Origin of the sequence: Umezawaea sp. Da 62-37, assembly GCF_032460545.1 — a bacterium.
GTDB lineage: Bacteria > Actinomycetota > Actinomycetes > Mycobacteriales > Pseudonocardiaceae > Umezawaea.
Map to the genome: position 1 here is coordinate 6,280,721 of NZ_CP135965.1, position 20,020 is coordinate 6,300,740.

Consider the following 20,020-nt stretch of genomic DNA (forward strand, 5'->3'; position numbering starts at 1 on the left):
ATGACGTATTTGTTTCCTAAGAACGGTGTTGCTATCAGAGTGTGCAATCCAATCTCCTTCGCCTGACGTCGATCTGCCCGTTTCTTGGACTTTGCTCCGGTGGGTGCGAGGGGTCAACCGCCGATCGAGTGTCTGCCGATGTCTCCGGATTGGATAGTCGCAATATGCGACGAGATCGCCGGTTGAATGGCGGAAACTTTGTTAGGCCAAGTGCCCCGACAGTCGCCAAACTGCCGAGGCTTCCAGGTCTCTCGGTCAGTCGCAGGAATCCTGGTAGGCCTCCCTTCGTCGCGGCTCGTAAAGGGTCTATGGGAAAGGGGTCGGGTGATTGATCACTTGCGGCGGGGCAGGAACATCAGATCGTGTCGCCATCGGGCGGGGGGAGGTTGGCAAGTAGTCCCTGCACGTCGCAGGCTGCAACGAACGTCGTGGGTCCGATGCCCGCCTCTGCACGGTAGGCCATACCCCTTTCCAGCCAGGCGCTAGCGAGTTGCAGTGGAACTTCCGCAACCTGCCCGGTCGATATTCCTCGAACCTCTTTTCCCATGACGACGCGGACAGTCGGTCCGGGATTTCCGACAGCGCCGTTCCTGTAGCTCGAACTCGGAACCGTCCCATGTGCAGAGATTCTCTTGATCCCGAGATTCCATGCCGTCTCCAGGAAGTCCGGCGTCGCACCTGCCCGGAGCCAAGCGGGTCCACGTTCGAGGCCGACCGGAGTCAGAACAAAGGGATCCGCTCCCGTTACCCAGCCCGCGTGGACCAACTGAGCCATGAACATCGACAGGATGTCCTCGTCATACATCAGTCGTCGTGACAGCTCGGCGATGCTGACGACTCCGTCTGGGTTTTCGAGAAACAGTGCAACGACAAGGCGCATAACCACGGACTGGACGTCGGCGTCACTGTCATCGAAGGGGTCACATGCGTCCATCGCCTGACAACACCTGCCCGATTCGTTTGTCTGGACTTTCTAACTGGCGTGAACCGGGTGGGCTCGACGACCAGGCCGCCGAACCCACCCGTGATCCACGAGTGGCTACTGACCAGCCACCTGATCGTTCGTCACGCCGTCGGTTGCGACGCCATCCGGCGCGATGAACGCCTTCGGCGTCACGGGCCCGTGCTCGTAGCCGCCGCGGCTGTCGACACCGAGCCGCTGCATCGGGTTGTTGGCCGTCACGACCTCGACGGCGGCGGGCTCGGTGAACCCGAGCGTCTGCATCGGGTTCGCCGATGCACTGCCCTGGGACAGCATCACCATCGCCAGGGACAGCGCGCCCACGATGAGCGCTCCGGTGGGTCGAATCTTCACGTGCTTCTCTTTCTGTTCTGTTCCGCTGGACCGTGCGTCCGGCGGTCTTGCGGTGTGGTGGTGGCGTTGCCTATGCGGCGTTGCTGAGCTGCTCGACTTCGTTGGCCGCGACCGGGTCGTGTTCGCGCAAGGTCCGCACGATCCAGTCGTGCTGGGCCGGGACGTCCTCCCAGATACCCGCGCCGTTGCGTCCGTTCGGTGCGGTCGTGCAGACGTGGGGCCGCAGGTCCCAGTCGTCACCGTCACCCGAGGTCGCACCGATCAGAACCTCGCGGCCGTGTCGGTCCTCGACCTGCGGACCGCCGGAATCACCGAAGCAGCCCATCTTGTTCTTGCCGTCACGCGACACCGTGCACAGCTCGGTCCTCGGGTCGAACCACCGCTTGCCGGTCGCCGGGTCGGCGACGTAGCAACGGCTGTCCGGCGCGATCTTGGTGTCGAGCTGCTGCAACACCCTGGACGCCACGCCACCACACGAGGGATCGGTGACGTCCGTGTCACACGTGATCCCGAAACCGAGAATCCGCGTGAACGTGCCGGGCCCGCCTGCCCGGCGGGCGATCGGGATCGGCTTGTTCGGCACGGCCCGGTCCAGCAGGACCAGGGCGACGTCGTTGCCTCCCGCGTCCGGGGAGCCCAGCGGATGCGAGACCACCAGCCGGACCCCGGCCAGCGTGCCGCCCGTGGTCCGGTCCGCCGACCCGATCCGGACATGGGATGCGCCCGGCTCGATGTACGGGGCACAGTGCTTGGCCGTGATCACCCACTGCGGGGTGATCAGAGAGCCGCCGCACTCGTGATCACCGTCGGGGTACTGGATGCTCGCCATGTACGAACGTGCCGCCGCGTCCTTGCCGCCCACGATGTAGGGCGACACGGTGCCCTGCGGGTCGTCGGAAGAGGAAGCCGACGGCGCGGCCGAGCTGAGGGGCGCGAGCAAGCCCAGCAACGCCGCCACCGCACCGGCCACAATGCCGGTACGCCGCGAAGTCGTCATTATCAAGGCAGACCCCTGTTCCGTCTCTCAATCGAACAATGAAACCGGGCTATCGAATCACCCGGTACTATGCAAGGTTCCTTCGAAATGCATCATCTGTGCCTCCATGTCATCTGTCATGGCGCGAACGTCATGGAAGACGACGGTGGACACCCTCGAACGCTGGGCAGTCACCGGGCTGGGAATTACGGTTACGGCCATCGAGGAATCAGTATGGGCATCAAAGTGTTCCGGCATGTATTGCGGTTCGCGTGGCAGGTACTTCAGTGGCGAATGTTGAGGTTCTGCTTGTGACTCCGCATCGGTCCGATGAATCAAACGGATGCGCCAGGCGTAGGCCAATCCGACCACTGCCAGCATGGCCGTGAGCGACACCGCCGTCTGTAGGACGGCCAACGCCTGCCAGCTCATAGCCGTACCCGAGACGTAGACCCCACTGCTGGTTGCTGGCCATTCGTGTTAGCTGCATGGGATACAGATATGGGTTGACACTTGGGGCATCCAGCACAGCGAGCCGCGACCATGGACCAACCGCCGCTGCCGGAATTGCGCGGTGTCAAACACAACCTCATGCGAGCCTCAGCCCGGCCAGCAACTCCTGCTGTACGGATTCGATGATCTCCGCATCGACCGGGATGTCATCCGACACAAATTCCGCCAGTCCTGCCGGTACCCAGACTTCAGCAATCCCGTCCAGAACATCAATAACCAGTCCTGTCGGTAGACTGATGATATCTTGGTTGAGTCTGATTTTCATAGCACGCTCCAGCGGCTGACGCCGCTATGGTTTCACGCAGTCCGGTCACGACCCGTGGTGTTGACCTGGGCGTGGATTGACAATGTCCGTTTGTGTCTTGCTGCATCCGCAGGTGCATCCGCAGTGGAAGCGAGCGAGCGTGGCCGCGCCGAGTTCTTCGAGACGTGCCGATCCCCAGCGGTGTCGGTCGTTCGTGCACCGGTCGCACCCCGTTGCGCCTCGCGCAGCCGGAATCTCAACTTCGACACGGGGAAACTCGACGGTGGAGGCATCGTCCGCAGCGATCCCGGTCGATCCGCCCAGATGTCGCTGAACGCTCCAACGAGGCTCACCAAGTCGATGAGAAGCAGTCCCCAACCCCATGACGTCACCTCGTCTCCTCCGGATGCTCCGTGGATGTTGGGTACGGCGAGACTGACCGCTCTCGATGTCAGCCAGTCCCGCCGTGGTCTAGGGGCGGACGGCACGAAGTGTCGGGGAAGAACTCCCTGCCGCCCGCCTGTCCCGCGGCGGCTGTTGAGCAGCCGTTCCGGGGACCCTGGCTGACGGCAACCCGGCGACGGTCCCTCCCGTCGCGGTCGGCGGCTCGATCGCGTCGGCGCTCGCCATCAGCAGGTACGAAAGTTCTCTGGCCAGTGCGGGCGTGAACGCCACGCCCTCGCCGGGCGGCAGGGTCAAGCTCACCCGGCCATCAGTGAAATCCGTTTGTGCCCGGATCACCCGTTGCCTGCCAAAGGCGTCAAAGCACTGCACTTGGGTGGCGCCGATGGCTTTCGTGAGTTCGGGGACGGACATGGATCGCTCCTCCGCGATGGACACAGCAACGAATCCGACTGATCCGTTGAGGACGAAACCGTCGGCAGATTCCTTGTTGAGGTGGTGCCTGACGATCGTTCTTGCACTGCGTTGGACCAGCGGAGCCACGACGCTTCGCTGGCGTCGTGGCGGGCTCCTGGCCTGCTCATCGCTCCGCTGGCTGCCGGGTTGGTCGAGCTGTGGGATCACTGACCGTCCAACCTTGCAAACAGACTGTAAGACAGCAAAGCAAACTTCGATGCGTCCAAACGAGTGAAAGATTGCAAAGCAAACAAGACCCCTCGATCGGGTGCCGCTGCTGGCTTCAGTCGGTGCGGCACACTTCCCGCATGGCAGAAGAGGAGTTCGATCCGGTCATCGCGCGTCTCCAGTTCGGCGAGCTGGCGCGAGGGCTGCGAGAGGCTGCCCGGATCGACTTCGGCGAAGCTGACAAGGTGCTGGGCGACTACCTCGGCAAGCTCTCGAAGATCGAGAACGGTGTCATTGCGCCTCGACCACAAGACGTAGAAGCGATGATCGAGTTGTACGAGGCTTCCAGCAGTGTCGCCGATCAACTTCGTGAGCTCGGAACTGCGGCCCGGCGACGAGCTGCGCCAGCGAAGACGGTTAGCGGTTCAAGGCAGTACGTGTCGCTTGAACGTCTCGCATCCAAGATCCACATGGTCTACAACGAGGTTCCAGGCCTCCTCCAGACAGAAGAGTTCGCCACGGCGGCCCTGTCGAGGTCGCTCACCGTGGCTGCTGCGGATGTCCCAGGGATGGCGAGGGAGCGAGCCGAGCGTGGTAAACGAATCATCAGGCCTGGTGGGCCTGACGTTTGGATCGCGCTCGGCGAGGATGCGCTGGGCCGCAAGTTCGGAAACCGAGATGTTCTACGGCGGCAACTTGAGCACCTGCGCGACGTCTCGCGCATGTCCAACGTGCATCTGCGAGTGCTGACGCTGGACGTCGGTGGCGTTCCAGGACTGAGCTGCCCGTTCACGCTGCTCTACGTCCCGCCGAAGCGAACCCTCGCCTACGTGGCATCGCTGACGCGAACCGACTACATCAAGGCGACCGGGCCGTACAACGCGGCGTTCGACCAAGCCTGGGAACTGGCTTCGTCCGAGGAGGAGTCAGGGGCAATACTGGACGACAGGATCGCTGACCTCACCTAACACCCAGGAGCACAACGACGATGGCTAACCCCGCCCCGGCCCAGCTTGACGGTGCACGGTGGCGCAAGAGTTCACGGACCAACGGGGGCAACGACGCGCAGTGCGTCGAGCTTGCTTGTCTTGCGGAAGGCGCAGCCGTAAGAGACAGCAAGCATCCTGGTCCAGCGCTGCTGTTCCCAGCGAACGCGTTCGCGGCATTTCTCGTGGACGTCAAGCGAGGAAATCTCGACCCAGGATGAGCTTGCTGACGGTTCCGGTCTCGGTCCGGGGCATCGTCGCATAAGCCACCTCGGCTCGCCAGGGGGAGGTCAACCGGCCTCCCCCTGGCTCTTGCTGGCCTAGTGCTTGATAGAGCGGGAACCTACGGTCCTGATGACCAGTTCAGGGCCCTGAGCAGCCACAACAGAGTTCTCATGCTGTGTACTCAGCTCCACGCAATGGGAGGCGAGTGCTCGCGAAGAGCGCTCGCCTTCTTGCGTTCCGCGTGTTTTCTGGGGGCCGAGCCCCCAGACCCCAGCCGGGGCTCTGCCCCGGACCCCGTTGGTGGTTGCGGTGGTTCGCGGGTGGTGGGTTTTTGTTCGCTTAGGTCTAAGGCTCGGACACCCTGTGGTGTTCGGGCCTTTGTGTTGTGTGGATGTGGTGTGGCGCTTGGGCTTGGTCGGGAACCGGTGCGCATCTGGGCTTGGGGGCGGTTCGTGGGGGCTTTGTGCGCTGAAACCTGACGTTGACGTTAGAGGCAGGTAGCGTGGGTGGGGCATTGGGGAGGTGTCATGCGGATTGGTGAGCTTGCGGCGAAGGCGGGCGTGAGCGTTCGGGCGTTGCGGTACTACGAGGAGCAGGGACTGCTTGCCGCGGAGCGCAGTGCCAGTGGTCAGCGGCACTACCCGGACAGCGGGGTGGATCAGGTCATGCTGATCCAGCAGCTGTACGCGGCGGGGTTGCCCAGCAAGTCGATTCGCGCGGTGCTGCCGTGTGTCGAGACCGGGGAGGCGACGCCGGAGTTGCTCGAGTGGTTCGCGGCCGAGCGGGATCGCATCGATCGGCAGATGAGGGACCTGGCGAGTGCGAGGGACCGGCTTGATTCGCTCATCGTCGGTGCCACCGCAGTTTGGCGGTCCGGGCGTTCCTGTCGGGCGCGGTGAAGTCGGCTCGTGGGAGGCGGGGGTGGTTCGGCTCCCGGTTCGGAGGTGTGTCCGAAGTGGACTCGGGTGGTGCTGAGGTCAGCGGGTTCGTGGCGACCGCTTTCCGCGGCGGGTGTGGTGTCGGGGAATCCGGCGGTCGACGCGGAGGGAATTCGGGTCGGCCGGATTCGGTGGTGGGCGGAAATCGGAGAAGGGGTCGAAAGTCCTGTTTTCCGGCGGTGGGGCCGCGTGGATTTTGGTACGTCCGTGCTGGTTGCACGAGTGCGGTGCTTCTCACGCGGGGGAAAAGGGGTGGTGGGGCCGGGGGTGGGTGGCGCGCTGAGTGGCCGTACCCGGTCTGATCAGCCGCGCAGCGTCCATTGAGGACCTGGGGCGTATCGGAAGTGGCGTTGCGACCCACCGGTGAATTTGTGCCCGACCGGTCACCGGTGAACCGCCACCCGCATAGGGTGGGGGCTGTCGAGAGGGGTGGTGGAGGTAGTGGGGCTGGCCGAGTCCTTGCTCGTATGGCTGCACGGCTGGGCACTGCCGCTCTGCCCCGGCGACTGGGCCTGGTCCGTCACCGCGCTCGGCGCGGCGGCTGGGCTGCTGCCGACCGTCGCGGCGCTGTTGGCGATCACGGTCCGCCGGGTCGTCGGCAACTCCTACGGGCCGGTCGCCGGTGCGATCTTCGCCGCGCTCGGCGTGAGCAGCACCCTGGTGCTGCCGTGGCTGCTGTTCTCCGGCGCCGACGAGGTGCTGCGCAGGCGGACGATCGCCGGCACCGAATCGTTGGACGACTCGCCCTGCGGGGTGTTCACCCAGTACGACTACCTGGTCGGCGCGCGGTCGATCGGGACGGTGATCAGCGACCCCGGTGGCACGGACGTGGTGTTCCTGGTCGCGGCGGGCGTCACCGCGGTGCTCGCGCTGCTGTGCCTGCTGTTCGTGATGATGCAGGCGGGCTCGGCGTTCCGGTTGGGGCCGAACTGGCCGCGCCGGGTGTTCTGGCCGCCGTTCCTGGTGCTGTTGGTCGCCACCTCGTTGCTGCCCGTGACCCTGGTCGGCCATTTGCTGCTCGGATTCTTCCCGATTGCGCTGATCGGCTCATTCGTCGTGCGCATCTTCGGGTTGACTACGGCCATGCTGAACCGCCCCGGACGTGATCGAGGCAACGAGCCCCCGAAGCCCGCGGTCTCCCGCCAGCCACCGCCACCGCAGCAGCAGCCGTCCAACCACGGCCCGCAGAAGCCCCCGCCGTACCAGCCCGCGCAGATCCCGCCGTACCGGCCGCCCGGCGCGCCGCCGCCCTACCAGCCGCACCAGTCCCCGCAGCAGTCCCCGCAGTCGCAGCCGCAGCCCGTGCAGAAGCCGCAGCAGCCCCGGCAGTACCCGCCGACGCGGATCGCCGAAGTGCCGCAGGGTCCCGCGCCGACGAGGGTCGAGCCGCCGAAGGGACCCGGGCAGCCGCAGGGCCCCGCGCCGACGAGGGTGGAATCGCCGCAAGGGCCGCCGCCCACGCGTGTCGAGCACCAGCAGGGGCCGCCGTCCGGTGGGCAGCCGCTGTCGAAGCTCGCCGATACGCCCGGTCCGTTGCCGTTCGGGCCCGGTGCGGCGTCCGCGACGCCGAACCCGACTGCCCACACCGGTGAGGACAAGGTGTGGAACCCGGCGAGCGGTCGGTTCCGCCGTGTCCGCCAGCTGGGGCGTGGGGGCTTCGGCACGGTGTGGCTGGCCGTCGACACCCAGCTCGATCGCACGGTGGCGGTGAAGCTGGCGCACGCGCCGGATGCCGATACCGAGCAGCGGATGCTGCGCGAGGCGCGTGCGTTGGCCGCTGTGCGCCATCCGAACTGCGTGCGGGTCTTCGACATCATCCAGGACCCGGACGGCCTGGCCATCGTCATGGAGTACATCGACGGTGACCCGTTGTCGGACGTGGTCCTGAACAGCGGGTTGCTGGCGGATGCGTTGGCGGCGCGGTTGTGGGTGAACATGGCGGACGCGTTGGCGGCCGCGCACGACCGCGGGGTGCTGCACCGTGATGTGAAGCCGTCGAACGTGATCGTGGATACGAGCGGGACGGCGCACCTGATCGACTTCGGTATCGCGAGGTCGAAGGGGGACAGCACGCTGACCGCCGCGGGGATGATGGTGGGGACGCCGGACTTCCTCGCTCCGGAGACGGCTCGTGGGGATGCTGCCAGTCCTGCGTCGGATGCTTGGCAGTTGGCTGCGACGGTGAGTTACGCGCTTACCGGGCATCCGCCTCGGGGGACTCGGGACAGCCCTATTTCGTCGCTGATGGCGGCGGCGCAGGGGGAGCCGAACGTGAAGCTGCCTACTCGGAGTGTGCATCACCGGTTGTTGTTGTCGGCGTTGGACGCGGATCCGGCTCGGAGGCCGTCTTTGGCGGCGATCCGGGGGGAGTTGAGCGGGTGGTTGTCGAATGCGGGGGTCAGCAAGGAGGGGCCGGTTACCCGGATGATCTCGAAGCCGGATCCGCCTACTCGGCCGGTTCGGTGAGGGGTTTGTTCCGGCTGGTGGGTTGAGGGCTGGCTTCGGCTTTCGTCGTGGGTGAGGTGGTTTTACCCGGTTGCCGTCGTGGGTGAGGTGGCTTTACCCCGGTCGCCGAGTGTTCCAGGCTTGGCGAACCTTGTCAAGGCGGGAAAGATGCCTTGACAAGCTCCGTCAAGCCTGGATATGGCTTCGGATCGGGGTGCAGGGGTAGGTCTGGCTGCGCCAGCATCGGGCTCCGCCCGACAGGGCATCCTCGCTCCGCGTCGGACAGGGCATCCTGGGCTGCGCCGTCGGACAGGGCATCCTCGCTCCGCGTCGGACAGGGCATCCTTGCTCCGCGTCGGACAAGGCATCGGCTTTGCCGACTAGGCATCAGGCTGCGCCTGACAAGGCATCCGAGCTGCGCCGGACCCAAGCACCCGACGCTCCGCGACGGGCAGGGCATCGGGCTGTGCCCGACAAGGCATCCCTCCTTTGGTGGGCAGGTGCGGTAACGAACTTCTGATCGTTCTCGACCAAAGCGGTGATTCCCGGAACCGCTAGTGGTGAACGAGGTGGACGGTGTCGTCTGAGGAGAGTTGGCATGCCGCTCGGCTGATTCCCACCTCGGGCATCAACGGGGCGGATGAGCAGGAGCGGCGGGCCACGTCGGCGTTGTTGGCGGTGATGTCGGCGGTGCGGGAGTTCGGGCGGGTGTTGACGCAGCCGTTGGGGGCGCCCGCGGCGGCGGTGCGGACGTTCATCGAGGTGCCGTTCGACCTGGAGGGGCGCAAGGTCATTCCGGACGGGCTGGTCAGGGTTGTGCGGGGGCAGCGGTCGTGGACGGCGTTGGTCGAGGTGAAGACCGGGACCAACGACTTGCAGAAGGAGCAGTTGGAGAACTACCTCGACGTCGCGAGGGAGAACGGGTTCGACGCGGTGGTGACTATCTCCAACGAGATTCCGGCGATGCCGGGGCAGCACCCGACGGCGGTCGACAAGCGGAAGTTGCGGAAGGTCGCGTTGCACCACCTGTCGTGGACGGAGGTGCTCGGCGAGGCGGTCATGCAGAAGGAGCACCGCGGGGTCGCGGACCCGGATCAGGCGTGGGTCCTGGGGGAGCTGATCCGGTACCTGGAGCACCCGCGGTCCGGGGCGATGGCGTTCGAGGACATGGGGGCCTCCTGGGTGCCGTTGCGGGAGGCGATCGCCGCGGGCACGTTGCGGCCGATGGACAAGAGCGCGCCGGAGATCGCGTTGCGGTTCGACGCGCTGCTGCGGTTCGCCTCGCTGCAACTGGGCCGCAGGCTCGGCACCGAGGTGACGCCCGCGTTGACGCGCAAGGAACTGGCGGACCCGCAGAGCCGCATGGCGAAGCAGGTCGCGCAGCTGGTGGACGAGGGGCGGCTCAGCGGGGGGATCCAGATCCCCGGCACGGTGGGCACGCTGCACGTCGTCGCCGACCTGCGAGCGGGCCGGGTGCTGTGCCACGTCGACCTGGACGCACCCAAGGAGGGGCGGCCCACCACCCGGATCAACTGGCTCGTCCGGCAGCTCAAGGACGCTCCCGGCTCGTTGCGCCTGGAGGCCTTCGCGCTGCACGGGCGCGGCGCGGGAGCCTCCGAGCTGCTGGCGTTCGTGCGCGACAACCCCGGTGTGCTGCTCGTCGACCCGCAGAAGGAGATCCGCGGCTTCCGGATCGAGCAGTCCGGCCCGATGGGCGCCAAGCGCGGCACCGGGCGGGGCTCCTTCATCGACTCGGTGCTCGGGTCCGTGACGGGCTTCTACGAGGAGGTCGTGCAGACCCTCAAGCCCTGGTCCGCCACGCCGCCGAGGATCCGGCCCGAAGAGGACTTCGCGCCACCGGCGGACGTGCCGGTCGCGCTGGTCTCGACCGCGCCCTCCTCGCAGGACGGGGTGGACACGATCCGGATGAGCGGCAGTCTGCTGTAGTCGGTTCACGGGATTCAGTGAACCGACGACCACCGACGAAAACCGGCCCTGAAGCCGTCACTCGATCGGGTAGACCCGAAAGGGGTCAGCTCCAGGACGGCAGCCAGCGCTGCGCTTCCCACATCTCCGGCGTGATCGGGTCGCCGTTCAGGATCGGCCACAGCCACACGAAGTTCGCCACCACCAGCCCCACGTACAGGGCCACGGCGAGCATCCCGGTGCCCCGCCTCTCCTTGCCCGCCACCACGGGCCCGAGCACGTGCCCGAGCGCCAGGGTGATCAGCAGGACCAGGAACGGTGCCATCGGCGTCACGTAGAAGAAGTACATCTGCCGGTCCAGGTTCAGGAACCACGGCAGCAGCCCGGCCATGTACGCCACCAGGACGCCCGCGTACCGCCAGTCCAGGCGCGCGATGGACCGCCACAGCGCCCACCCGATCGCCGGGAACGCCAGCCACCACATCGCGGGCGTGCCGATCAGCATGATCGCGCCGACGCAACTGGCCTGCCCGCAGCCCTGCACCGAGCCCTCGAAGTAGTAGAGCATCGGCCGCAGCCCCATCGGCCACGTCCACGGCTTGGACTCCCACGGGTGCCGGTTCTTGTCCGAGGTCACCAGGTGGCTGTGGAAGTCGAGCACGTTGCCGCTGTAGTACCAGAGCGCCCGCAGCGCCTCCGGCACGAACGACTCCTTGCCGATCTTCACGCCCGCCACGTGCCGGTCGATGCCGGTCTCGCTGGCGAACCACGCCCACCACGTGCCGAGGTAGACCAGGATCGGGATGATCAGCAGCGCCACCAGCGACGGCAGCAGGTCCCGCACGATCGTGCCGAGCCACGGGCTGCGCACCCCCGCCTGCCGCCGGGCCAGCGCGCTCCACACCACCGACAGCACGCCGAACGCGGCCACGTACCAGAGGCCGGACCACTTCACGCCGCACGCGAGCCCGGTCGCGACGCCCGCGCCGAACCGCCACCAGCGGAACCCGAGCCACGGCCCGTAGGGCGAGTTGTCGATCCACCCCTCGCGCACGGCCTCCGCGAGCCTGGTCCGCATCTGGTCGCGGTCCACCAGCAGGCAGCCGAACGCGATCACCACGAACACGGCCAGGAAGATGTCGAGCATCCCCATCCGCGACTGGACGTGCGAGACGCCGTCGCAGATCAGCAGCACACCGGCGATCGCGCCGAGCAGGTCGGACCCCGTCAGCCGCCGGGCGATCCGGATGATCAGCAGGATGCTGACCGTGCCCGCGACCGCCGAGGCGAACCGCCAGCCGAACCCGTCGTAGCCGAACATCCACTCGCCCAGCCCGATGAGCTGCTTGGCCAGCGGCGGGTGCACGACGAGTTCGTAGCCGGGGTTGTCCTCGTAACCGCCGTTGCGCACCACCTGCGCCGCCTGCGGCACGTAGTGCTTCTCGTCGAAGATCGGCGTGCCCTTGTCGGTCGGGAACCCGAGGTTCCAGAACCGGACGAGGCCGCCGACGAGCGCGACGGACAGGGTCATCACCCAGCCGCGCCACCGGTTCGACGGCACGCGCGGCATCAGCGCCGCGGCCCGCTCCTCGCGGTCGGCGCCTTCCGGACGCGACGTCGGCGGGACGTCTCCGACGTCGACCACGTCGTCTGGTGACTGCGGGGCGAGGAGGCTCACGGGTGCGATCGTAGGGTGAAGGCTGTGAGTCCCGTATCTGGATCAGGCCGTTTGGTTCTGGCAGCCACCCCGCTCGGTGATGTCCGCGACGCTTCCCCGAGGCTCGTGGAGGCGTTGGGGACCGCGGACGTCGTGGCGGCCGAGGACACCCGCAGGCTGCACTGGCTGACGTCCGCGCTGAACGTGAAGCCCACCGGCCGGGTGGTCAGCTTCTACGACCAGGTCGAGGTGAGCAGGCTCCCCGGCCTGGTGGAGGCGATGCGCGCGGGGTCGACGGTGCTGCTGGTGACCGACGCGGGCATGCCCAGCGTGTCCGATCCCGGCTACTCGCTGGTGGCCGCGTGCGTGGCCGAGGACCTGCCCGTCACGTGCCTGCCCGGCCCGTCGGCGGTGACGACGGCGCTGGCGGTGTCGGGGCTGCCGTGCGACCGGTTCTGCTTCGACGGGTTCCCGCCGCGCAAGCAGGGGGAGCGGCGCAAGTGGTTCGCGGCGCTCAAGACCGAGCAGCGGACCGTCGTGTTCTTCGAGTCGCCGCACCGGATCGCGGACACGCTGGCCGACGCCGCGTTCGTGCTGGGCGCCGACCGGGCGGCCGCGGTGTGCCGCGAGCTGACCAAGACCTACGAGGAGGTCAAGCGCGGCGGCCTCGGGGAACTCGCCGAATGGGCCGTCGACGGCGTGCGCGGCGAGATCACCGTCGTGCTGGCCGGCGCCGAACCCCCCGAGGCGCCGACGGACCTGGCGTCGCTGGTCGCCGAGGTGCGCCAGCGGGTCGCCGACGGGGAACGGATGAAGTCCGCCGCCGCCGAGGTCGCCGAGGCCGCGGGCGTGAGCAAGAAGGCCTTGTACGACGCGGCGGTCAGCGCCCGCTGAGCACGTTCTCCACGATCCGGGTCACCCTGGCCCTCGCCTCCGGCACGGGGGTCTCCACCGGCTGCCCGGTCAGGACGACGACCACGTACCGGTGGTCCGACCCGACCAGGCCGGTGGAGTGCAGGGTGCGGTGGCCCGCGCAGCACGACCAGCCCTGCTTGACGGCCCACCGCCGGGCGCCCGCCGCGACCGGGATGCCGAAGCGCTGGTCGAAGCCGTCCGCGCCGAAGTCGGCCATCCGGTCGAGCCCGTCGAGCACCACGGGACCGCCGGGGGCCTTGAGCAGGTACCGGTAGACCGCCGCCACGTCCGTTGCGGTGGTCGGCGTGTCGCCCCAGTGGTCCGGGTCCTCCGGCGGCGAGGTGCCCGCCAGCCCGACCAGCTTGGCCCACCTGGACACGATCCGCCCGCCCCCGCCGTCCGACCACATCCGGCTGGCCTCGTCGTCGTCGCTGGTCGAGAGCATGTGGACGATCGTCGCGTCCGGTTCCCGCCCGTTCTCCAGCGCGTCGAGCGCGATGAGGATCTTGACCAGCGACGCGGAGTCGAACTCCTGGTCCGGGTTGAACGAGGCTAAGTCGTCGCCGCTGTCCAGGTCCCGCACGACCACGCCGACGTCGATGCCCTCGGCCAGTGCGGCGAGATCACCGGGCTCGTTCGGCACGGGTGTCGCGGCGGGTTCCGGCACGGGTTCGGGCGGGGGTTCCGCGCTCGTCGGCGGGATCGACGCGGCCGTGACCGCCGGGGTCGCGGCGACCGTCGGGGCCTCGCGCGGCCGTTCGGCGCCGAGGAGCCCGATCGTCATCGCCGCCGCCGCGACCGCGCCGAACACCACGGCGCCGAGCCACCACCGTTTTCCGTCCATGACCGCATCAATGGATCGGCCGGTCCGGAAGGTTGACGGTATTCCGCTGCAACTTTTCGCGAGGTCAGCGCGTAGCGACCGGCGTTATGTGATGCAGATCACTTGGTCGACGATCCTGTCGGACCACCGGCGCGCAGGGCCGTCGGTGGTCATCCGTAGGCTTACCCGCATGAGTGCCCCCGTGTTGACGGCGGTGGCCTGGCCATACGCCAACGGCCCCCGCCACATCGGTCACGTATCCGGTTTCGGTGTCCCCTCCGACGTGTTCTCCCGCTACATGCGAATGTCGGGCAACCGGGTGCTCATGGTCAGCGGCACCGACGAGCACGGCACCCCGATCTCGGTGCAGGCCGACCAGGAGGGCCTGACGACCCGCGAACTGGCCGACAAGTACAACCGCGTGATCGCCGAGGACCTCCAGGGGCTCGGGCTGTCCTACGACCTGTTCACCCGCACCACCACCGGCAACCACTACAAGGTGGTGCAGGAGCTGTTCCTCGGCCTGTGGCGCAACGGCTACATCGTGCCGAAGACCCAGATGGGCGCCATCAGCCCGTCCACCGGCCGCACGCTGCCCGACCGCTACATCGAGGGCACCTGCCCGATCTGCGGCTACGACGGCGCGCGCGGCGACCAGTGCGACAACTGCGGCAACCAGCTCGACCCGGCCGACCTGAAGAACCCCCGGTCGCGGATCAACGGCGAGGTCCCGAAGTTCATCGAGACCGAACACCTCTTCCTCGACCTGCCCGCGTTCTCCGAGTCGCTCGGCACCTACCTGTCCGGCCGCACGGACTGGCGGCCGAACGTGCTCAAGTTCAGCCAGAACCTGCTCGGCGACCTGCGCCCGCGCGCGATCACCCGCGACCTCGACTGGGGCATCCCGGTGCCGCTGGACGGCTGGCGCGACCAGCCGATGAAGCGGTTCTACGTGTGGTTCGACGCGGTGATCGGCTACCTGTCGGCCAGCGTCGAGTGGGCCAGGCGCAGCGGGAACGACGACGCCTGGAAGGAGTTCTGGACCGACCCGTCGGCCCAGGGCTACTACTTCATGGGCAAGGACAACATCGTCTTCCACTCGCTGATCTGGCCGTCGCTGCTGATGGGGCAGAACGGCACGGGCGACAAGGGTGGCCAGGAAGGCTCCTTCGGGAAGCTGAACCTGCCGACCGAGGTCGTCTCCAGCGAGTTCCTCACGATGAGCGGCTCCAAGTTCTCCACCTCCCGCGGCACCGTGATCTACGTGCGCGACTTCCTCCGCGACTTCGGGCCGGACGCGCTGCGCTACTTCATCTCGGTGGCGGGCCCGGAGAACCAGGACACCGACTTCACCTGGGACGAGTTCGTCCGGCGCACCAACTTCGAGCTGGCCAACGAGTGGGGCAACCTGGTCAACCGGTCGGTGTCGATGGCCCACAAGAACGTCGGCTCGGTGCCCCGTCCGACCGCCCCCACGGCGGCCGACGAGGAGCTGAAGGCGCTCTCGCGCGCGGCGTTCGAGACGGTCGGCGCGAACCTGCGCCGCTCCCGGTTCAAGCTGGCGTCGTCGGAGGCCATGCGGGTCGTCACGGCCGCGAACCGGTACCTGTCCGAGCAGGAGCCGTGGAAGGTCAAGGACGACCCGGACCGCCGGGACACGATCCTGCACACCGCGCTCCAGGTCGTGCAGGACGCGAACACGCTGCTGACGCCGTTCCTGCCGCACTCGGCGCAGAAGGTGCACGAGGCGCTGGGCGGCACGGGCGTGTGGGCCGCCCAGCCGCAGATGGTCGAGGTCACCGACCTCGACGAGACGGACCGCAAGTACCCGATCCTGACCGGCGACTACGCGGGTGAGCAGGCGGCCTGGAAGTCGACGCCCATCGAGGTCGGCAGGCCCCTGGAGAAGCCGACCCCGCTGTTCACCAAGCTCGACCCGGAACTGGGCGAGACCGGGCCGGAGTGGGCTCCGATCGTCAAGTGATGTCGAAACTGACCCGATGAGGAACAAGCACAGCGAGCCACCACCGGTACCGGACAAACTTCCAGCGCCGGTGGTCGACTCGCACACGCACCTGGACGCCTGCGGCGCCCGCACCCGCGACGACGTGGTCCAGATCCTGGACCGCGCCACCGCCGCGGGCGTCGACCGGGTCGTCACGGTCGCCGACGACCTGCCGTCGGCGCGCTGGGTCGCGGAAGCGTCCACGTGGGACCCGAGGGTGTTCGGCGCGGTCGCGCTGCACCCGACCCGGACGGCGTCGTTCGGCGACGCCGAGCGCGACGAACTCGCGAAGCTGGCCGAGCACCCGCGCGTGGTCGCGATCGGCGAGACCGGTCTGGACTACTACTGGGACTACTCGCCGCCCGCCGCCCAGCAGGACGCCTTCCGTTGGCACATCGACCTTTCCAAGCGCACCGGCAAGGCGCTGATGATCCACGACCGCGACGCCCACGCCGACATCCTGAGCGTTCTGGACGCCGAGGGCGCACCGTCCACTGTGGTCTTCCACTGCTTCTCCGGCGACCTCGACTTCGCCCGCGCGTGCGTGGAGCGCGGGTTCGTCCTGTCGTTCGCTGGCCCGGTGACGTTCAAGAACTCGGCGGCGCTGCGCGAGGCCGCGGCGTGGGTTCCCGAAGATCGGATCCTGGTCGAGACCGACGCCCCCTTCCTGACCCCGCACCCGTTCCGGGGACGCCCGAACGAGCCGTACGGCGCGAATTACACCCTTCGAGCGCTCGCTACGCTCCGTAGTGCCGATCTTGGGGGTTTGGCCGCCGCCATCACCCGTAATGCCGAGCGCGTGTTCGGTCTTCGTGACGCGGTGTCGTCGTAATGGGCTTTACGACGAATGGACGAGCCCTTTACTCCGCCATTCGCGTGTCTCACGTCACACCTGTCAACTAGGTGTTTGCGGAACTCCCCGACCTCCGTTACGGTCCCGTGACCGTGCCCCCGAACGGCGAAAGCTGCCGAGGGGGAGCGCACCCGTTGTCGGGGCGGGTACCAATGCCAGAAGCGAGCAGTCGAGCGAACGCACGGGAGTTGCCGAGGAGCAGTCGAGTTTCTCCACTGCACGTCAGGTGACACCCACGGTGCGCGGAGCATGGCTCCCGCCTTCAGGAGGTATCGACCCAGTGACAGGACGCGGAAGATCGCGCGAGGACGGCCCGGCGTACTCGTTCAACGACGACACCGACTGGTTCACACCGGTGGGCGGCCCGGCGACCTCGACCGGTGTGATGGAGCGGCCGTCGGTGTTCACCGACCACCCCAGCTCACCGGCCCTCGACGTCAACGGCCTGGGCGTCACGCCCGCCGAGGTGTTCGAGGCGCTCGGCCCTGACGCCGACGAACTCCTCGCCACGGCCAACGTCGACGTCGACGAGCTCATCCGGCTCATCAACGCCGAGACCACGCTCCTCCCGGTCATCGTCATCCCCGACGAGGTGCCCGAGGACCGCGTCGCGACGGCGCACGCGCAGGAACTGCCCGACGGGCGTCCCGCGGGCCTCGTGGAGGCCGTCAGCACCTGGAAGCGCAAGTTCCTCAAGGCGACCGTGCTGGCGCTGCTGGTGACCATCACCGGCGGCGGCGCGACGGCCATCGCGATGGACAAGTCGATCACGGTCGACGTGGACGGCCAGGAGCACTCCGTCCGCACGTTCGACTCCACCGTCGGCGACATCCTCGCCGACGAGGGCATCGCGGTCGGCGAGCACGACGCGCTGAGCCCGTCGCCCAGCGCCAAGGTCGGCGACGGCGGCAAGATCACCCTCGACCGCGGCCGACTGGTGAAGGCGACCGTCGACGGCGAGCAGAAGGAGGGCTGGGTCCGCTCCGTCAGCGTCGGCGAAGCCCTCGACCAGCTCGGCATCGACGACGAAGGCGCCTGGGTCTCCGACGACCGCGGCAAGGACGTGCCCCTCAGCGGCATGGCGCTGCAGGTCAAGAGCCGCAAGAACGTCACGGTGTTCGACGGCGGCAACGCCCCCCGGCAGCTGCAGACCACCGCGCTGACCGTCGGTGAGCTCATGGAGGCCGAGAAGCTGGCCCTGGGCGCCGAGGACACCGTCGAGGGCGGCGCCGACCTCAGGATCACCAACGGCGCCGAGATCCACATCAGCCGCACCGGCGTCTCCGTGATCAACGCGACCGAGACGATCGACGCGCCCGTCGAGGAGATCCTCGACGAGGAGATGGCCAAGGGCGAGACCAAGGTCGAGCAGGAGGGCGTCGCGGGCGAACAGGTCGCCACCTACCGCGTCACCCTGAAGAACGGCCAGGAGACCGGCCGCGAGAAGCTCGGCGTCAAGGTCACCAAGGAACCGGTCACCAAGAAGGTCCGCAAGGGCACCAAGGTCGCGGTCTCCGCGGTCAACCCCCCCATCTCCGACGGCAGCGCGTGGGACAGCCTCGCGCAGTGCGAGGCTGGCGGGAACTGGGCCATCAACACCGGCAACGGCTACTACGGCGGCGTGCAGTTCAGCGCCTCCACCTGGGCGGCCTACGGCGGCACCCAGTACGCCCCGCTGCCCCACCAGGCGACCCGCGAGCAGCAGATCGCCACGGCCACCAAGGTCCGCGACGCCGCGGGCGGCGCCTACTCCGCGTGGCCCGGCTGCCGCGCCAAGCTCGGCTTGCCGTAACAATTGCCACGTGACTGAACAAGCGTCGTCGACCGGGCCGGGGAGCATGCTCCTCGGCCCGGCCGATGTTCGGCGCCTCGCGGCCGAACTGGACATCCGCCCCACCAAGAAGCTCGGCCAGAACTTCGTGCACGACCCGAACACGGTTCGACGCATCGTGACGGTCGCCGAGTTGACCCAGGACGACGTCGTCCTCGAGGTCGGCCCCGGCCTGGGTTCCCTGACCCTCGCCCTCCTGCCCGCCTGCAAAACCCTCGTCGCCGTCGAGATCGACCCCGTCCTGGCCGCCAGGCTGCCCCACACGGCCGCCACCCGCGCCCCCGACCTGGCCGACCGCCTCCACGTCCTCCTCGCCGACGCCATGCGCGTCCAGGCCGCGGACCTGCCCGCCGCCCCCACCGCGCTCGTGGCGAACCTGCCGTACAACATCGCCGTCCCGGTCGTCCTGCACCTCATGGCCGAATTGCCCTCGCTGACCAAGGGCCTCGTCATGGTCCAGGCCGAGGTGGCCGACCGCATGGCCGCCGGCCCCGGCAGCAAGGTCTACGGCGTCCCCAGCGTCAAGCTCGCCTGGTACGCCGACGCCCGCCGCGCGGGCCCCGTACCCCGCTCCGTGTTCTGGCCCGTCCCCAACGTGGACTCGGCCCTTGTGGCGTTCAAACGCCGCCCGGACCTGCTGTCCACTGTGGACAGGAAGGCGCTGTTCACGTTGGTGGACGCGGCTTTCGCCCAACGACGCAAAACCATGCGCGCCGCCCTGTCCGGCTGGGCGGGATCGGCGGCGGAGGCCGAGCGACGATTGGTGCTGGCAGGCGTGGACCCCGGCATCCGGGGCGAGCAGTTGAGCGTGGGGGACTTCGCGCGAATCGCCGCGACGGTCTGAGGGCCGGGCGCGTCCGGAACGGGGTCCTCCGTCGAGTGGGACCCCCGATTCACAAAGGGGATACGACATCCCCCGGTTCCGCTGGCCTCGGCGCGCTCCGTCTTTCCGGCGCAGCCCCGGTTCCCGGTCCGGCGGCACGGCCCGCCCTGGGACCGTCAAGCCTCGACCATGCTCACCCTGGCGACGCGTCCACCACGTGGGCACACCAACCCCAACCCCCTGCCTCCCCATCGCCAACGCCCCGACCCGCCTCCGCATTCCCCAAGCCCGCCGCCTCACCCGAATGCCCGCCCGGTGACCATCCCCTCACCCCAACAGCCCCGACATTGGACTGTTCGGCCGCACCCGAACCGCCCAATCCCCGGCCGCTCGAACGATCCACCGCCGATCAGCCCGTCCGGTACCGCATCCGGGCGTCGATGCTGGTCCGTAAGTGTGACTTCTCGGACGATCCCAGATTGTGGGCCGTTCAGGCTTGCGTTTGCGGTGTCGCGTCGG

The 20,020-nt window shown here is 68.0% G+C and carries 18 protein-coding genes; 10 read left to right on the forward strand and 8 right to left on the reverse strand.

What is annotated here, in order from left to right:
* Positions 1-355 precede the first annotated feature (355 nt).
* The 6 genes from RM788_RS29015 to RM788_RS29040 all read right to left on the reverse strand — a co-directional run bounded on the left by RM788_RS29015 (position 356) and on the right by RM788_RS29040 (position 3,864).
* Positions 356-934, reverse strand: a complete 579-nt coding sequence (locus RM788_RS29015) for a hypothetical protein (RefSeq protein WP_315920908.1) — start codon at positions 932-934, stop codon at positions 356-358.
* Positions 935-1,039: 105 nt separating this feature from the next.
* A complete protein-coding gene (locus RM788_RS29020) occupies positions 1,040-1,315 on the reverse strand; it encodes a hypothetical protein (protein WP_315920910.1) in 276 nt (91 codons plus the stop codon).
* 70 nt (positions 1,316-1,385) lie between these two features.
* The gene (locus RM788_RS29025) at positions 1,386-2,273 is read right to left on the reverse strand and encodes a S1 family peptidase (RefSeq protein WP_315920912.1); all 888 of its coding nucleotides are present in this window, start codon (positions 2,271-2,273) and stop codon (positions 1,386-1,388) included.
* 96 nt (positions 2,274-2,369) lie between these two features.
* On the reverse strand, positions 2,370-2,723 hold the full coding sequence (locus RM788_RS29030) for a hypothetical protein (RefSeq protein WP_315920914.1): 354 nt from the start codon (positions 2,721-2,723) through the stop codon (positions 2,370-2,372).
* 157 nt (positions 2,724-2,880) lie between these two features.
* Entirely contained in the window at positions 2,881-3,069 is a 189-nt protein-coding gene (locus RM788_RS29035) for a hypothetical protein (RefSeq protein ID WP_315920916.1), read from the reverse strand.
* Between the two features lie 450 nt (positions 3,070-3,519).
* The gene (locus RM788_RS29040) at positions 3,520-3,864 is read right to left on the reverse strand and encodes a hypothetical protein (protein WP_315920918.1); all 345 of its coding nucleotides are present in this window, start codon (positions 3,862-3,864) and stop codon (positions 3,520-3,522) included.
* Between the two features lie 350 nt (positions 3,865-4,214).
* Here RM788_RS29040 and RM788_RS29045 point away from each other — a divergent pair, with 350 nt between their 5' ends.
* The 5 genes from RM788_RS29045 to RM788_RS29065 all read left to right on the forward strand — a co-directional run bounded on the left by RM788_RS29045 (position 4,215) and on the right by RM788_RS29065 (position 10,615).
* Entirely contained in the window at positions 4,215-5,042 is an 828-nt protein-coding gene (locus RM788_RS29045) for a helix-turn-helix domain-containing protein (protein WP_315920920.1), read from the forward strand.
* 20 nt (positions 5,043-5,062) lie between these two features.
* Positions 5,063-5,281, forward strand: coding sequence for a DUF397 domain-containing protein (locus RM788_RS29050; protein ID WP_315920922.1), 219 nt, complete (start codon positions 5,063-5,065; stop codon positions 5,279-5,281).
* A gap of 531 nt (positions 5,282-5,812) precedes the next feature.
* Complete coding sequence (locus tag RM788_RS29055) at positions 5,813-6,184, forward strand: MerR family transcriptional regulator (RefSeq protein WP_315920924.1); 372 nt, start codon at positions 5,813-5,815, stop codon at positions 6,182-6,184.
* A 480-nt stretch (positions 6,185-6,664) separates the two neighbouring features.
* Positions 6,665-8,689, forward strand: coding sequence for a protein kinase domain-containing protein (locus RM788_RS29060; RefSeq protein WP_315920927.1), 2,025 nt, complete (start codon positions 6,665-6,667; stop codon positions 8,687-8,689).
* 555 nt (positions 8,690-9,244) lie between these two features.
* Positions 9,245-10,615, forward strand: a complete 1,371-nt coding sequence (locus RM788_RS29065) for a hypothetical protein (protein ID WP_315920929.1) — start codon at positions 9,245-9,247, stop codon at positions 10,613-10,615.
* Positions 10,616-10,700: 85 nt separating this feature from the next.
* On the opposite strand, the gene RM788_RS29070 is transcribed toward RM788_RS29065, so the two are convergent.
* Positions 10,701-12,272, reverse strand: a complete 1,572-nt coding sequence (locus tag RM788_RS29070; protein WP_399340384.1) for a dolichyl-phosphate-mannose--protein mannosyltransferase — start codon at positions 12,270-12,272, stop codon at positions 10,701-10,703.
* Between the two features lie 24 nt (positions 12,273-12,296).
* Between RM788_RS29070 and rsmI the strand changes: the two genes are divergently transcribed.
* Positions 12,297-13,145, forward strand: coding sequence for a 16S rRNA (cytidine(1402)-2'-O)-methyltransferase (gene rsmI / locus RM788_RS29075; protein WP_315920931.1), 849 nt, complete (start codon positions 12,297-12,299; stop codon positions 13,143-13,145).
* On the opposite strand, the gene RM788_RS29080 is transcribed toward rsmI, so the two are convergent.
* Positions 13,132-14,010, reverse strand: a complete 879-nt coding sequence (locus tag RM788_RS29080) for a serine hydrolase (protein WP_315920933.1) — start codon at positions 14,008-14,010, stop codon at positions 13,132-13,134. The two genes, rsmI and RM788_RS29080, sit on opposite strands and share 14 nt — an antisense overlap.
* Positions 14,011-14,179: 169 nt before the next feature.
* Here RM788_RS29080 and metG point away from each other — a divergent pair, with 169 nt between their 5' ends.
* From metG to rsmA, 4 genes are all read left to right on the forward strand, one after another.
* Positions 14,180-15,973, forward strand: a complete 1,794-nt coding sequence (gene metG / locus RM788_RS29085) for a methionine--tRNA ligase (RefSeq protein ID WP_315920935.1) — start codon at positions 14,180-14,182, stop codon at positions 15,971-15,973.
* A gap of 16 nt (positions 15,974-15,989) precedes the next feature.
* Entirely contained in the window at positions 15,990-16,826 is an 837-nt protein-coding gene (locus RM788_RS29090) for a TatD family hydrolase (protein ID WP_315920937.1), read from the forward strand.
* Positions 16,827-17,232: 406 nt separating this feature from the next.
* Complete coding sequence (locus RM788_RS29095; RefSeq protein ID WP_399345114.1) at positions 17,233-18,639, forward strand: resuscitation-promoting factor; 1,407 nt, start codon at positions 17,233-17,235, stop codon at positions 18,637-18,639.
* 46 nt (positions 18,640-18,685) lie between these two features.
* Positions 18,686-19,522 (forward strand): 16S rRNA (adenine(1518)-N(6)/adenine(1519)-N(6))-dimethyltransferase RsmA, encoded by an 837-nt coding sequence (gene rsmA / locus RM788_RS29100; RefSeq protein WP_315934794.1) that lies wholly within the window; start codon positions 18,686-18,688, stop codon positions 19,520-19,522.
* Positions 19,523-20,020 lie beyond the last annotated feature (498 nt).

Bases quoted from the DNA above. Each gene is read 5' to 3' on its own strand.
- RM788_RS29015 (WP_315920908.1), bottom strand. From the start codon at position 934: ATGGACGCATGTGACCCCTTCGATGACAGTGACGCCGACGTCCAGTCC.
- RM788_RS29030 (WP_315920914.1), bottom strand. From the start codon at position 2,723: ATGAGCTGGCAGGCGTTGGCCGTCCTACAGACGGCGGTGTCGCTCACG.
- RM788_RS29035 (WP_315920916.1), bottom strand. From the start codon at position 3,069: ATGAAAATCAGACTCAACCAAGATATCATCAGTCTACCGACAGGACTG.
- RM788_RS29040 (WP_315920918.1), bottom strand. From the start codon at position 3,864: ATGTCCGTCCCCGAACTCACGAAAGCCATCGGCGCCACCCAAGTGCAG.
- RM788_RS29045 (WP_315920920.1), top strand. From the start codon at position 4,215: ATGGCAGAAGAGGAGTTCGATCCGGTCATCGCGCGTCTCCAGTTCGGC.
- RM788_RS29050 (WP_315920922.1), top strand. From the start codon at position 5,063: ATGGCTAACCCCGCCCCGGCCCAGCTTGACGGTGCACGGTGGCGCAAG.
- RM788_RS29055 (WP_315920924.1), top strand. From the start codon at position 5,813: ATGCGGATTGGTGAGCTTGCGGCGAAGGCGGGCGTGAGCGTTCGGGCG.
- RM788_RS29080 (WP_315920933.1), bottom strand. From the start codon at position 14,010: ATGGACGGAAAACGGTGGTGGCTCGGCGCCGTGGTGTTCGGCGCGGTC.
- metG (WP_315920935.1), top strand. From the start codon at position 14,180: ATGAGTGCCCCCGTGTTGACGGCGGTGGCCTGGCCATACGCCAACGGC.
- RM788_RS29090 (WP_315920937.1), top strand. From the start codon at position 15,990: ATGAGGAACAAGCACAGCGAGCCACCACCGGTACCGGACAAACTTCCA.
- RM788_RS29095 (WP_399345114.1), top strand. From the start codon at position 17,233: ATGGAGCGGCCGTCGGTGTTCACCGACCACCCCAGCTCACCGGCCCTC.
- rsmA (WP_315934794.1), top strand. From the start codon at position 18,686: ATGCTCCTCGGCCCGGCCGATGTTCGGCGCCTCGCGGCCGAACTGGAC.